The following is a 12,979-nucleotide window of genomic DNA, read 5'->3' as shown; positions in this document are numbered from 1 at the left end:
TCAGTCCAACAGGTCGAGCAGGTCGCGGTCCCCGCGCTCGCGGAGCCTGGTCAGCAGATCGGGCAGGCCGATCGGGCCCGCCATGCCGATCCGGGTGGCGATCACCCGCGCGGCCTGCTCCCGTGTGCCGCCCGGGGCGGTGTAGCCGACCAGCCGCAACGCCTTGGTGATCTTCTCGGCGCCCTGCGCGGCGACCGGCAGGTGCCTGGCCCGCAGCACGCCCTCGTCCGACAGCGTGAGGAACAGGTGGCCGCCCTCCTTCGCGCCGACGTCCACGAGCAGCCGCTCGACGGACTCCAGCACGGGCCTGCCGTGCCAGACCATCGTCAGCTCCCCGGCGGCGCTGCGCACCGTCCGCGTCTCGCCCGGCGACAGCCCCAGGTAAGCGGCGAAACCGGTCGGCAGCGGGCACTCGCCGCCCGCCAACTGCTCGGCCGTGACGTCCACCCGCAGCCACCATCGCCCGTCGGGCTGCCGGAAGCAGCGCCGCGTCTGCGAGACGTCCTTGAGCGGCTGGTACGGCTTGCCGTGGCCCTCCTCCGACGCCCCGTTCGACTCGCCCCCGGCGCTCGCCGGCGCGAACGGATGGAAGCGGGACCCGGCCGCCGGCCCGTCGGCCTGCGGCCCTGCGGGGAACGGAGGGGGCACGGGCGGAGGCACGGGCGGGGGCACGGCTGGTGGGACCGGCGACGGGATGGGCGGCGGGGGCGGGAAGGCGGAGAAGGCCGAGGGCGGGGCGCCTCCGCCCGGCCGTTCGGGCAGCGTGGCCAGCACGAACTGCCAGGCCGGGACCTCCAGCGCCTTGATCTCCTTGCGGTGCCAGTCGGCCGCCTTGATCAGCCGCTCCTTGGGCGCCGCCGGGCCGATCGCGCGGCGCAGCTCGTCCAGGTGCGCCCGGTACGGGGCGGCCTCGTCGCTCGCCAGCCACCGGTCCAGCCGCTCGCGCAGCCGGGCCTCGGTCTCGCTGATCTCGGCGGGTGGCACGGCGAACAGCTTGGCGAGCTGGTCAACGGCGGACGGCTGGTCGGTGAAGACGCGGTTCTGGGCCACGGCCCAGCTCCTGTCGTCGAGCCCGGCGAAGGCGGCCTCGATGAGCGCGGGCAGATCCGGCGACCCGTCCCCGGCCTCCCGCCCGGCCGCCGGCTCCGGCTCCGCGTCAGGATCGGCGTGCGCGACCTGAGCGGGCTCGGGCTCAAGCTCGGGCTCGGCAACGGACTCGGGCTCAGGGTCGGGCTCAGGGTCGGGCTCCGGCTGGCCGACGGGCTCGGGCTCGACGTCCGCGGCCGGGGTGGGCTCGGCGTCGGGCGTGGGCGCCGGCTCCGCGGCGGACACGACCTCCCGCTCGTCGTCCTGCGTATCGGCCGACTCTCCGGCCTGGGCGAGCTCGGGTTCGACCGCGCTAGCGGACTCTCGCTCAGCCGCGCTCCCGGTTTCTCGCTCGGCGGCGGCCGCGCTCTCGGACTCTCGCCCGGCGGCAGCCTCGGGCGCCGCCTCCTGCGGTGCGGCCTCGGGCTCCGCCTCCTGCTGTGCGTCCGCGGACTCGACCTCCTGCGACGCGGACTCGGACTCCCGCGCGGCGTCCTCGGACTGCGCCTCGTGTGGGGTGGCTCCGGCCTGGGCGTCCGGCGTGACGGCTTCGGGCACCGCCTCCGGCGCGGCGGCGGGCGCGGGCTCCGCCTCGGCGGCCGGCACGACCTCGCGCTCCGGCTCCCGTTCCCGGTCTGCCCGGTGGGCGGCCTCCAGGCCCGCGGCGGCCACGGCCTCCGGCTTCTCGCCGGCCCGAGGCTCCTCAGCCGCCTCTTCGGCCCGCGCATTCGGCACGGCCGGCGTCGGCTCCACCGCCTCCACCTGCGCCACGGCGCCCACCCCGGGCGCCAGGCGTACCAGCACGGCGGAGAACAGCGTCGCGAGCACCGCGCGCGCCTGGATGAACGGCTGGTCGACCAGCTCCCGGCTGGTCAGCGCCAGCAGCCCGGCCCACGAGCCGGCGCGGTCGAGCGCGATGGCGACGTGCGGCTCGTCCGCCTCGTCGGGGTCCAGCACGTGCAGCGCGGGCAGGACGTCGCCCACGGCGGCGGCGGGCCACTGCTCCAGCGCGATCTCCGTGAGCAGGTCGCCCAGCGCCTCCGGGCCGATGACCGCCAGCACGCGCGGCAGGGGCAGACTGCGCCACCAGGCGTCCGGCAGGTCGGGTTGCCCGGTGAGCAGCGTGATCGTGGACGCGTCGCTCCACCGCAACGGTGGTACGAGGTCGCTCAGGCAGAAGTTCATCCCGTTCCGTTCACCAGCCCCTCACGCCCCCGTGTCGTCGTAAGGCTTCACTCAACGTGCGTACAGCGGTGCAGCCAAGGTCTCGCCGCCCATGGAACAGACCATAGTCTGGCAAAACTGCCCTACGCATCATGGACTACGTATCAACGCCGGACAGCGGCGAAGCGAAGGCGCACGTAATCGGCCATCCAGCCGGTCTCCCTGCGCAGCGCGGGCGCGGCCAGCTCGTTGACCCGCTGGAGCAGCGGTATGACGATCTCCGGCGGCAGGCCGGCGAGCACGGAGGAGGCGAACATCCGCACCCAGTCGGCAGCGCCTCCCGGGCACTCGTCGAGCGGGGTGGGCCGGTCGGAGTATTCGAGCAGCCGGACGACGAAACCCTCGCGTTCGAGCCGGTGGGCGTACTCGGCGGGGGTGGGGAAGTACCACGGCAGCTCGGGTTCGCGCAGGCCGTACTCGCGCCAGGCCGTGAGCATGGCGGCCGTGAGCTCGGCGCAGTTGCCCGCGCCGCCCATCTCGGCGACGAACCGCCCGCCGGGCCGCAGGGCCTCGCGCACGCTGGCGATGACGGCGACCGGGTCGCGGCTCATCCAGTGGAGCGCCGCGTTGGAGAACACGGCGTCGTAGGCGTGGGCCACGGTGAAGTCGTGGCCGTCGCCGACGATGAAGTCGATGCCGGGATGCTGGGCCAGCGCCTTCTCGATCATGGCGGGGGAGCCGTCGATGCCGAGCACCTCGGCTCCCCGTGCGGCGATCTGGGCCGTCAGGACCCCGGTGCCGCAGCCGAGGTCGAGCACCCGCTCGCCCGGCCGTGGGTCGAGCAGGTCGACGAGGGGAGCGCCCTGGGGGGTCACGTAGCCGAAACTGCCGTCGTAGGCGCGACTGCTCCACCGCTCCACGCTCGGTGTGTCATAGCGCAAGACGATCAGCTCACATTCGTCAGACATCGGGCCCCCGTGGCCGTGCTGTCCGTTCACTTTAGAGGCTGAGCGTCCCTACGACATACAAAGTCACATTCGGCTCATCAGCCGCTCTTCGCCCATTCCTTCTTCACGTAGGACTTTCCCGCATCCATCTGCGGGATCGTCAGCAGGACGGGCGGGCCGGGCGCGGCGGGCAGCTTCGCGGTCTGCTCGGTGTCCAAGGTGCCGCGCATGAGCATCGCCTCGGCGCGGACCGGCCGGGCGTACCCCTTCTGCAGGAGGTTCTGGCCCTCGTCGGAGAAGAGGAACTCCTGCCACAGCCGCGCCGCCGCCGGATGCGGTGCGTTCTTGTTGATCGCCTGGAAGCGGTACTCGCCGAGCGGGGCGTCCTTCGGGATCGTGACCTTCCAGGAGCCGGACTGCTGCGCGGCGCGCGCGGCGTTGAGGTGGTCCCAGCCCACGATCACGTTGGCCTTTGCGGGCTCGGTGAGCCGGCCGGCCCGGCGCAGCTTGGCGAAGAGCTGCACCCCGCGCCGCGGGTCGGGCGCGCCGTGGTGCAGGGAGGCGGCCATCACGCCGTCGAAGGCCGCGGCCGAGCGCAGCGGGTCGCCGTCGAGCGCGACGGTGTAGCCGGGCTTGAGCAGGTCGGCGAACGAGGCCGGCGCCGGGACGGCGCGCGGGTCGTAGCCGATCGACATGTAGCCGCCGTAGGCGGCGTACCAGGCGCCGGACGGATCCTTGACGTTGTCGGGCAGGTCCGGCCACCCCTGCACCTTGTACGGGGCGAACCTGGCGGCGTTGGCCACGGCCACGTCCAGCGTGAGGTCGAACACGTCCGGCCTGAGCTGACCGGCGGCGTCGATCTGACGCTTGCTGCTGGCGCCGGGCTCCAGCTCCTCGACCTTGATGTCGTACTTCTCGGCGAAGGCGTCGATGACCTCGCCGTAGTTGACCCAGTCGCGGGGGAGCGCGATGACGTTGAGCGCCCCTTCGCTCCTGGCGGCCTCGGCGAGCCGTTCGAGGTCGCCGAAACCCTCCTTCATGGACATCGCCTTGACGTTGACGGGCGGAAGCGGCTTGGCCTCCGTGGTGGACGCGCCGCATCCGGCGCTGACGAGGATGGCTGCCGCAGCGGCACAAATACGTACGGTCACACGGAGAATACTTACCGTCACATCCGCTGAGGTCGAGGAGGCGCGGCCGGAACGACCTTGGCGGCTACCAGCTCCTCTTCAACGATCTCCACGACGGTGCCGTCCCTTTTACGGACGCGCAACACGCCGGTCTCCCACGACTCGAGGATTCCGACGGCGTCACGGAACCCGCCGGGAACCCGTCTGCGCGTGGTGATCCGGGCGCCGACATCGGCCTTGGTGACGGCGACGGTGAGGCGAGCGGCCACGAGTTGGCCACCTCCGTTTCGGCCTGATGGCAAGCACGGCAATACTAGGGACTAGCAAACCGCGGTCAGAGTCATGCCATGGTGGCGAAGAGAAGGAGCTCGAGGTGACCTACGTCATCGCGCAGCCTTGCGTGGACGTCCTGGACAAGGCGTGCATCGAGGAATGCCCCGTCGACTGCATCTACGAGGGCGAGCGCATGCTTTACATTCACCCCGACGAGTGCGTGGACTGCGGCGCGTGTGAGCCTGTGTGCCCCGTCGAGGCGATTTTCTACGAGGACGACCTTCCCGAGCAGTGGAAGGACTTCTACAAGGCGAACGTGGACTTCTTCGAGGACCTGGGGTCGCCCGGAGGAGCCTCCAAGGTCGGCAAGATCGAGAAGGATCACCCGGTGGTGGCGGCGCTGCCCCCGCAGGGCGAGGACCACTAACCGCCGGGTCGGGCGGGGGTCGCGGCGGTCCGAGACGGGCCGACCGGGGCTGCTCGCGCTGTCCGTACGCACGAGACCTGGAGACCCGTGAACACCCTGCCCGACTTCCCCTGGGACCGGCTGGAGCCGTTCAAGGAGCGCGCCCGCGCGCACCCCGACGGCATCGTCGACCTGTCGGTCGGCACCCCGGTCGACCCGGTGCCACGGATCGTCCAGGACGCCCTGGCCGCGGCGGCCGACAGTCCCGGCTACCCTGCGACCCACGGCACCCAGCGGCTCCGCGAGGCCGCGGCGGGCTGGCTGAGCCGCAGGCACGGAGTCGGCGTCGACCAGCGCGACGTGCTGCCGGTCATCGGCACCAAAGAGCTCGTCGCCTGGCTGCCGACCTACCTGGGAGCCGGGCGGGTCGTCTTCCCCGAGCTGGCCTACCCGACCTACGACGTGGGGGCACGGCTGGCCGGAGCCTCGGCCCTGGCCTCCGACGGCCTGCTGGCGCTCGGGCCCGACCGGGCCGACCTCGTCTGGGTCAACTCCCCGGGCAACCCCACGGGCAGGGTGCTGCCGGCCGAGCACCTGCGCAAGGTGGTCGCCTGGGCCCGCGAGCGGGGCGCGATCGTCGCCTCCGACGAGTGCTACATCGAGCTGGGCTGGGAGGAGCGACCCGTCTCCATCCTGCACCCCGACGTCTGCGGCGGCTCCCACGAGGGGCTGCTCGCCGTCCACTCGCTGTCCAAGCGGTCCAACCTGGCCGGCTACCGGGCCGGGTTCGTCACCGGCGACCCGGCGCTCGTCAAGCGACTGCTGGAGACGCGCAAGCACGCCGGCATGATGATGCCGGCCCCGGTGCAGGCCGCGATGGCGGCCGCGCTCGGCGACGACGCGCACGCCGAGGAGCAGCGCGAGCGCTACTCGGGCCGGCGCGCCAGGCTGCGTCCCGCTCTGGAGAAGGCCGGTTGGCGGATCGACCATTCGACAGCCGGTCTCTACTTCTGGGCAACGAACGGAGAAAAGTCCTGGGATCAGGTGGGCAAGCTCGCGGAAATCGGTATTTTGGTCGCGCCGGGTGATTTCTACGGATCAGCGGGCGACAGGCACATCCGCATCGCCGTGACGGCCACGGACGAACGCGTCGATGCGGCGGTGGGGCGCCTCCAGTAGGGACCCCCGGTCCGACCGGCCCGGCCGGGCGGGCTGTACGAGCATAAGTGGATAAGGGCGTTTGCCGAGGCAGACCGCGAGTGGAGCGAGCTGATCGATGAGCATGACCGCCATGGTCGTACTCGGGCTGAGCATCGCCACCGTCCTGCTGTTGCTGGGTGCCTTCCTCGCCACCCTGCGACAGGACAGGAAGGGTCGCGCGACCGCGACGCCGGTTGAGGCCGCTCCCGTCGAGCCCCCGCTGCCGGCGCCGGTGGGCGCGGTCGGCTATGCGGGCCACGACTACGCCGACCCCCGCACGATCAAGGTCGGCGACCGGATCGAGGTCCACGGCCGGCCCGCGAGCGTGCTCGGCGCGATGTACGTCTCGTGGCAGGGGCAGGAGTGGACCGAATACCTCCTGCGCGACGCCGTCCGCCGCTTCCAGTGGCTGTCGGTCGAGGTGCGCCAGGGCCTGGCCGAGGGCGAGCCGCCCCACCTGGAGGTGCTCCTGTGGACCGAGGTGCCCACCCAGGGCATGGTCCCCGCCAAGAGCATGCTCATCATGGAGGGCGTCGAGTTCTTCCCCATCGAACGCGGCACCGCGGCGTTCAGGTGCGAGGGCGACACCGGCGTCCCCGAGCGCGGGCTGCTCGACTTCGCCGACTACCGCGCCTCCGACGGGCGGCTGTTGTCCTTCGAACGCATCCAGGGCCGCGGCTGGACGGCCAGCTACGCCAGACCGCTGCCGCCCGGCTCGATCGACTTCGTCAGCCGCGCCCCATAGTCCTGGCCCATGGTCCTGGCCCCGTGGTCAAGCCCCCGTGGGGACCGGCGGGACCGGTCTAGGACATGTCCACGCGGGCCGCGCCCGAGGAGCCGTCACCCCGCCAGCCGTCGGACTTCATGTCGTTGACCCAGGTGGCCCCGCCGTAGCCGACGCGGCTCAGGCCGTACTTCTGCGCGTGCGCCACGGACCACGCGGCGATCAGCCACCCGCGCCTCTCGCCGGTGACGGCGGTGCTGCCCATCGCCCGCGCGAGCTGCCGGCGCGCCTCGGCGGTCTTCGCCCGCGGCTGGGCGCTGCGCCCATCGGAACCCTTGGCCCCCTCGGAACCCTTGGCACCCCCGGCCGTGGCGGGCGGGTACCAGCAGTGCACGGCCCGGGGGACGCGGCCGGTGAACGCCGCCGCGAGGATCTTGGCCCGTTCCTCGTGCGGGGCGTAGGCGTAGCCGCCCGCCGACCGCTGCACCGCCTGCGCGGCCTCGGCCAGCGGGACCTTGCGGTAGTTCTTCACCTTGACCAGCGCGGCGAAGAACTTGTTCGTCGCGTAGACCGGGTCCATGAGCTGCTTGACCGAGCCCCAGCCCTGTGACGGGCGCTGCTGGAACACCCCGACCGAGTCACGGTCGCCGTAGGCGAGGTTGGCGAGCTTCGACTCCTGCAACGCCGTCGCGTAGGCGATCACCACGGCCCGCTCGGGCAGCTTGCGCCGCGCGGCGACGGCCGCGATGGTGGCGGAGATCTGCGCCTGCTCGATGTCGAGCTCGTCGGTGCCCGCGGGCGTGCGCACGCTGCAGTAGGCCTCCGGAACGGCCAGCGGCGTCGCCTTCTTGAGCAGGTGGTAGAGGCCCACGGAGATCCCCACCGCGAGCACCACGACGATGGCCGCGATGGTGATGACACCGCGGGAGAAACGCAGCCGCACGCTGAAGAACCTACCCGGCCGGATAAGCTCACGGGCCATGAGTCAGCAGAGCACGACCTCGCCGCTACCCCCGGCGGTCGACCGCCTGTGGGAGCGCCGCGCGGAGCTGTCGCCGGACGACGCGGAGGCGCGCGCCGTGGTGGTGACCGCGGTCGACCTGCTCGACACGGGCAAGGCGCGCGTCGCCGAGGTGGTGGGCGACCAGGTCGTGGTGGACGAGCGGGCCAAGCGGGCGATCCTGCTGTCCTTCAGGGTGCTCGGCATGATCCGCTCCCAGGTGGGCGACTTCCAGCACCACGACCGCCACCCGCTCAAGACCACCTTCGACGGCGTGCGGGTGGTGCCGGGCGCCATCGCGCGCTGGGGCTCGTACGCCGCCCCCGGGGTGGTGCTGATGCCGTCCTTCGTCAACATCGGCGCGTACGTCGACTCCGGCACGATGGTCGACACGTGGGCCACGGTCGGCTCCTGCGCGCAGATCGGCCGGGAGGTGCACCTGTCGGGCGGCGTGGGCATCGGCGGCGTGCTGGAGCCGCCGGGCGCCGTGCCGGTGGTGATCGAGGACGAGGCGCTGATCGGCAGCCGGGCGATGATCGTCGAGGGGGCCCGGGTGGGACGCGGCGCCGTCGTGGGCGCGGGCACCATCCTGTCGGCGTCGATGCCCGTCGTGGACGTGCAGACCGGCGAGGAGCTGGGCCGCGGCCGGATCCCCGACTGGTGCGTGGCCGTGGGCGGCACCAGGCCCAAGGAGTTCCCCGGCGGCACGTTCGGCATGCCGTGCGTTCTGGTGATCAAGCGGCTGGAGCCCGGCCGGCGGCACGACAAGGCGGCGCTCAACGAGGTGCTGCGCGAACACGGAGTGAACACCTGATGCTGGACCTGACGCAGGACGTGCGGGCGCTGACCGCCGCCATCGTGGACATCGAGTCGGTGAGCGGCGCCGAGCAGGTGCTGGCCGGCGAGGTGGAGCGGGCCCTCGGCGCGCTGCCCCACCTCACGCTCGACCGGTCGGGCGAGACGATCGTCGCCCGCACCTCGCTCGGCCGCGGCGAACGCGTCCTCATCGCCGGCCACCTCGACACCGTGCCGGTGCACGGCAACCTGCCGAGCCGCGTCGAGGGCGACCTGCTCCACGGCTGCGGCACCTCCGACATGAAGGCGGGCGTCGCGGTCGCGCTGAAGCTGGCGGCCACGGTGCCCGCCCCCAACCGCGACGTCACCTACGTCTTCTACGACTGCGAGGAGATCGAGGCCGAGCGCAACGGCCTGACCCGGGTGGCCCGCGACCACGCGGACTGGCTGGCCGCCGACTTCGCGGTGCTCATGGAGCCGACCGACGGGGTCATCGAGGGCGGCTGCCAGGGCACGCTGCGCGCCGAGGTGCTGGTGACCGGCAAGCGCTCCCACAGCGCCAGGTCGTGGTTCGGCGTCAACGCCATCCACGGCATCGAGCCGGTGCTGGCCAGGCTCAACGCCTACCAGGCGCGGCAGCCGGTCGTCGACGGGCTGCGCTACCACGAGGGGCTGAACGCCGTCGGCGTCCGCGGCGGCGTCGCCGGGAACGTGATCCCCGACTCCTGCGTGGTGACGGTCAACTACCGCTTCGCGCCCGACCTCGGCCTGGAGGAGGCGCAGGAGCACGTGCGCGAGGTGTTCGACGGCTTCGAGGTGACCTTCACGGACGGGGCGCCGGCGGCCCGCCCGGGTCTGACCCACCCGGTGGCGGCGGCCTTCGCCGCGGCCGTGGGCGGCGAACCCCGGGCCAAGCTGGGATGGACCGACGTGGCCAGGTTCGCGGCGCTGGGGGTGCCGGCGGTCAACTACGGGCCGGGCGACCCCAACCTGGCGCACCAGCAGGGGGAGTACGTGTCGCTGACCAAGATCGTGGAAAGCGAGCGGGCCATGGTGGACTGGCTGACAAAGTGAAAGTGGCTTTCCTCGCCGGCCATTTGGCGGGGAAAGCCACTTTCAGTCCCGAGCAGCACCCTCGGCAGTTAGACGCAGGGAAGTCGAAATCCGGTTCCCTGCTTTTTCCAAGATTTTTTGCGAGCCCTTCATGGGCCGTCCACCAGGCATTACGCCCCTCCGTATTGGCTCGAATCCTCCCCGAGGAGGCCCGGACGCCTCCCGGCGCGGCAGGTGACCTCGCCTGCCGAGGGGGAGCCGGAGACCCGCGAAGGGGACTAGCGTGATCCGCATGGATAGGACACGTCGCGAACGCCGTCAGGGACAGGCCGTGGTGCGCGGCAGACTCGTGCCGGAGTCCACGCACGACCAGCGGCTGCTCGACCGGCAGGGGCCCGCCGACTGGCTGCACATGGATCCGTGGCGGGTGATGCGCATCCAGGCAGAGTTCGTGGAGGGCTTCGGCCAGCTCGCCGAGCTGCCCCGGGCTGTCACCGTCTTCGGCTCGGCCCGCACGCCGGACGGCTCCCCCGAGTACGCCATGGGCGTGGCCCTCGGCCGGGCCATCGCCGAGGCCGGCTACGCCGTCGTCACCGGTGGCGGGCCGGGCGTGATGGAGGCGGCCAACAGGGGCGCCCGCGAGGTCGACGGCGCGTGGTCGGTGGGCCTCGGCATCGAGCTGCCCTTCGAGCAGCGGATGAACGACTACGTGGACCTCGGCATCGAGTTCCGCTACTTCTTCGTGCGCAAGACCATGTTCGTCAAGTACTCGTGCGGCTTCATCGCCCTGCCCGGCGGCTTCGGCACGCTGGACGAGCTGTTCGAGGCGCTGACCCTGGTGCAGACCCGGAAGGTGACCTCGTTCCCCGTCGTGCTGATGGGCACGGAGTTCTGGGGCGGCCTGATCGACTGGGTCAAGAGGGCGCTCCTCGGCACCGGCAAGATCGCCGAGCGTGACCTCGACCTGATCACCGTCACCGACGACGTGGACGAGGCCGTTCGCGTCATCGTCGAGTCCGACCGGGCCCGCTCGCGGCAGCGCCAGGAGGAGCTGGAAGCGGCCAGAGGCTACGAGGCCGAACCCCAATAGGCTGACCTGTCGTGAACGTCTGTGTCTTTTGCTCATCCAGCCAGAAGATCGACCCCAAGTATCTCGACCTGGCGACGCGCGTGGGCGCCGAGCTGGCCGAGCGTGGTCACACGCTGGTCAGCGGCGGCGCCACCGTCTCCTGCATGGGCGCCGTCACCTCGGCGGCCCGTGCGGCGGGGGGCCGCACGATCGGCGTGATCCCGCAGGTCCTGGTGGACGTCGAGATCGCCGACCGGGGCTCCGACGAGCTGGTCGTCACCGCCGACATGCGCGAGCGCAAGGGGGTCATGGACGCCCGCTCCGACGCCTTCCTCGTGCTGCCCGGCGGCATCGGCACGCTGGAGGAGCTGTTCGAGATCTGGACGGCCCGGGTTCTCGGCATCCACGCCAAGCCCCTGGTCATCCTCGACCCGTGGGGTCTGTACGCCCCGCTGCGCGCCCTGGTGGAGTCCATGTACGACCAGGGTTTCACCCGGGCCAACGTCTTCGACGCCATCTCGTGGACGACGTCGGTGGAGGAGGCGCTCGACCACCTGGAGGGACGCGTCCCGCCCCTGAAGCCCAGCGTGGACGAGCTCGGCGAGGCCGTCGGCTGACCGGCCGGCCGGCGCGGCTGCCCGGGGGGTCGGGCATGCCCCGAAGGCGCACCGACCGCGCCAAGTGCGGGACTCATGCCTCGAAGGTATGAGTACGATGCCAATGTGCTGGTCATACTCGCCATCGCCGCCCTCGCCATCCTGGCCTGCGTCGTCGTGGTCTCCCTGGGCAGGGGCGGTGAGCTGACCGAGTTCCCGCCGGACGTGCCCCCGCTCGACCTGCCCGAGGCGCAGCAGCTCACGGCCGTCGACTTCATGGCGCTGCGGTTGCCGGTCAACCTCGTCGGCTACCACACGCAGACCGTCGACGAGACCCTGCGCCGGGCCGCCGGAGCCATCAGTGCCCGCGACACCAGGATCGCCGTCCTGGAGCAGCGGGTCTCCGAGCTGCTGGCGAGCAGGCTGTACGCGCGCCAGGAGGCCTACGCCACGCCCGGCGCCGGTCCCCGCACCGACCACGAGCCGGAGGCGCCGGCGGTGCCGCTGGAGCTCCCCGAGGCCGGCGACCCCCTCCCGGCAGCCGCCCCGGAGCCGCCCGCCGCCGAGTCCGACGCGTCCGAGTCCGACGCGTCCGCGACTGTCACGCCTGAGTCCGCCATGCCCGAGTCCGCCATGCCCGCGACTGTCACGCCTGAGTCCGCCATGCCCGAGTCCGCCATGCCCGCGACTGTCACGCCTGAGTCCGCCATGCCCGAGTCCGCCATGCCCGCGACTGTCACGCCTGAGTCCGCCATGCCCGAGTCCGCCATGCCCGCGACTGTCACGCCTGAGTCCGCCATGCCCGAGTCCGCCATGCCCGCGGCCGCCACGTCTGAGACCGCCACGCCTGACCCCGACGACGAGGGTTCCGACGCGGATGCCGACGCGGGCGTGGACCGGGGTGGCGACGCGAAGGAGGAGCGGGAGGCCGGGGAGCCCGTGCGGGCGGCGGCCGGCAAGGACGGGGACGAGCGCCGGTGACCGACCTCATCCGCTGCTCCTGGACGGGCATGACGGACCCGCTCTACATCCGCTACCACGACGACGAGTGGGGCCGCCCGGTCCGTGGCGACGACAGGGTCTTCGAACGCGTCACCCTGGAGGCGTTCCAGTCCGGCCTGTCATGGCTGACGATCCTGCGCAAGCGCGAGAACTTCCGTGCCGCGTTCGACGGCTTCTCCATCGTGAAGGTGGCGGCCTACACCGACCACGACGTGGAGCGGCTGCTCGCCGACCCCGGCATCGTGCGCAACCGGGCCAAGGTGGAGGCCGCCATCGGCAACGCCAGGGCGGCGCAGGACCTGCCCATGGGCCTGTCCGAGCTGGTGTGGCGGCACGCCGACCCCGAAGCTCCGGTGCCGCGGACCATGGCCGACGTGCCCGCCACCACGCCGGGCTCCGTGGCGCTGGCCAAGGAGCTGAAGCGGCACGGGTTCAGGTTCGTCGGCCCGACCACCGCCTACGCGCTCATGCAGGCCATCGGCCTGGTCAACGACCACATCGAGGGCTGCGTGGCCCGCGTCGGGCCGCTCTGAC

The 12,979-nt window shown here is 72.2% G+C and carries 14 protein-coding genes; 9 read left to right on the top strand and 5 right to left on the bottom strand.

The window, feature by feature from the left end:
• The 4 genes from FHU36_RS07065 to FHU36_RS07050 all read right to left on the bottom strand — a co-directional run bounded on the left by FHU36_RS07065 (position 1) and on the right by FHU36_RS07050 (position 4,596).
• Positions 1 to 2,271, bottom strand: coding sequence for a hypothetical protein (locus tag FHU36_RS07065; RefSeq protein ID WP_185082953.1), 2,271 nt, complete (start codon positions 2,269 to 2,271; stop codon positions 1 to 3).
• A 143-nt stretch (positions 2,272 to 2,414) separates the two neighbouring features.
• Positions 2,415 to 3,218, bottom strand: coding sequence for a class I SAM-dependent methyltransferase (locus tag FHU36_RS07060; protein ID WP_246501982.1), 804 nt, complete (start codon positions 3,216 to 3,218; stop codon positions 2,415 to 2,417).
• A gap of 77 nt (positions 3,219 to 3,295) precedes the next feature.
• On the bottom strand, positions 3,296 to 4,348 hold the full coding sequence (locus FHU36_RS07055; protein ID WP_185082952.1) for an ABC transporter substrate-binding protein: 1,053 nt from the start codon (positions 4,346 to 4,348) through the stop codon (positions 3,296 to 3,298).
• A 17-nt stretch (positions 4,349 to 4,365) separates the two neighbouring features.
• Complete coding sequence (locus FHU36_RS07050) at positions 4,366 to 4,596, bottom strand: putative acetyltransferase (RefSeq protein WP_185082951.1); 231 nt, start codon at positions 4,594 to 4,596, stop codon at positions 4,366 to 4,368.
• Positions 4,597 to 4,700: 104 nt separating this feature from the next.
• On the opposite strand from FHU36_RS07050, the gene fdxA reads away from it, so the two are divergent.
• The 3 genes from fdxA to FHU36_RS07035 all read left to right on the top strand — a co-directional run bounded on the left by fdxA (position 4,701) and on the right by FHU36_RS07035 (position 6,951).
• Positions 4,701 to 5,027, top strand: a complete 327-nt coding sequence (gene fdxA / locus FHU36_RS07045; protein ID WP_106240826.1) for a ferredoxin — start codon at positions 4,701 to 4,703, stop codon at positions 5,025 to 5,027.
• 87 nt (positions 5,028 to 5,114) lie between these two features.
• Positions 5,115 to 6,185, top strand: coding sequence for a succinyldiaminopimelate transaminase (dapC, locus tag FHU36_RS07040; RefSeq protein WP_185082950.1), 1,071 nt, complete (start codon positions 5,115 to 5,117; stop codon positions 6,183 to 6,185).
• A gap of 97 nt (positions 6,186 to 6,282) precedes the next feature.
• On the top strand, positions 6,283 to 6,951 hold the full coding sequence (locus FHU36_RS07035) for a DUF4178 domain-containing protein (protein ID WP_246501981.1): 669 nt from the start codon (positions 6,283 to 6,285) through the stop codon (positions 6,949 to 6,951).
• 58 nt (positions 6,952 to 7,009) lie between these two features.
• Here FHU36_RS07035 and FHU36_RS07030 read toward each other — a convergent pair whose 3' ends face one another.
• Entirely contained in the window at positions 7,010 to 7,867 is an 858-nt protein-coding gene (locus FHU36_RS07030; RefSeq protein WP_185084663.1) for a hypothetical protein, read from the bottom strand.
• A 43-nt stretch (positions 7,868 to 7,910) separates the two neighbouring features.
• On the opposite strand from FHU36_RS07030, the gene FHU36_RS07025 reads away from it, so the two are divergent.
• The 6 genes from FHU36_RS07025 to FHU36_RS07000 all read left to right on the top strand — a co-directional run bounded on the left by FHU36_RS07025 (position 7,911) and on the right by FHU36_RS07000 (position 12,978).
• Positions 7,911 to 8,744, top strand: coding sequence for a 2,3,4,5-tetrahydropyridine-2,6-dicarboxylate N-succinyltransferase (locus FHU36_RS07025; RefSeq protein ID WP_185082949.1), 834 nt, complete (start codon positions 7,911 to 7,913; stop codon positions 8,742 to 8,744).
• Entirely contained in the window at positions 8,744 to 9,799 is a 1,056-nt protein-coding gene (gene dapE, locus FHU36_RS07020) for a succinyl-diaminopimelate desuccinylase (protein ID WP_185082948.1), read from the top strand. Before FHU36_RS07025 ends, dapE begins: the two co-directional genes overlap by 1 nt.
• Positions 9,800 to 10,070: 271 nt before the next feature.
• Positions 10,071 to 10,868: an LOG family protein gene (locus FHU36_RS07015; protein ID WP_185082947.1), complete on the top strand. Its 798-nt coding sequence runs from the start codon at positions 10,071 to 10,073 to the stop codon at positions 10,866 to 10,868.
• Between the two features lie 11 nt (positions 10,869 to 10,879).
• Entirely contained in the window at positions 10,880 to 11,464 is a 585-nt protein-coding gene (locus FHU36_RS07010; protein WP_185082946.1) for an LOG family protein, read from the top strand.
• A 105-nt stretch (positions 11,465 to 11,569) separates the two neighbouring features.
• Positions 11,570 to 12,424: a hypothetical protein gene (locus FHU36_RS07005; protein ID WP_185082945.1), complete on the top strand. Its 855-nt coding sequence runs from the start codon at positions 11,570 to 11,572 to the stop codon at positions 12,422 to 12,424.
• 29 nt (positions 12,425 to 12,453) lie between these two features.
• Positions 12,454 to 12,978 (top strand): DNA-3-methyladenine glycosylase I, encoded by a 525-nt coding sequence (locus tag FHU36_RS07000; RefSeq protein WP_221496119.1) that lies wholly within the window; start codon positions 12,454 to 12,456, stop codon positions 12,976 to 12,978.
• Position 12,979: the final 1 nt, after the last annotated feature.

Source organism: Nonomuraea muscovyensis, from assembly GCF_014207745.1.
GTDB lineage: Bacteria > Actinomycetota > Actinomycetes > Streptosporangiales > Streptosporangiaceae > Nonomuraea > Nonomuraea muscovyensis.
This window is presented reverse-complemented; position numbering and strand designations above follow the sequence as displayed.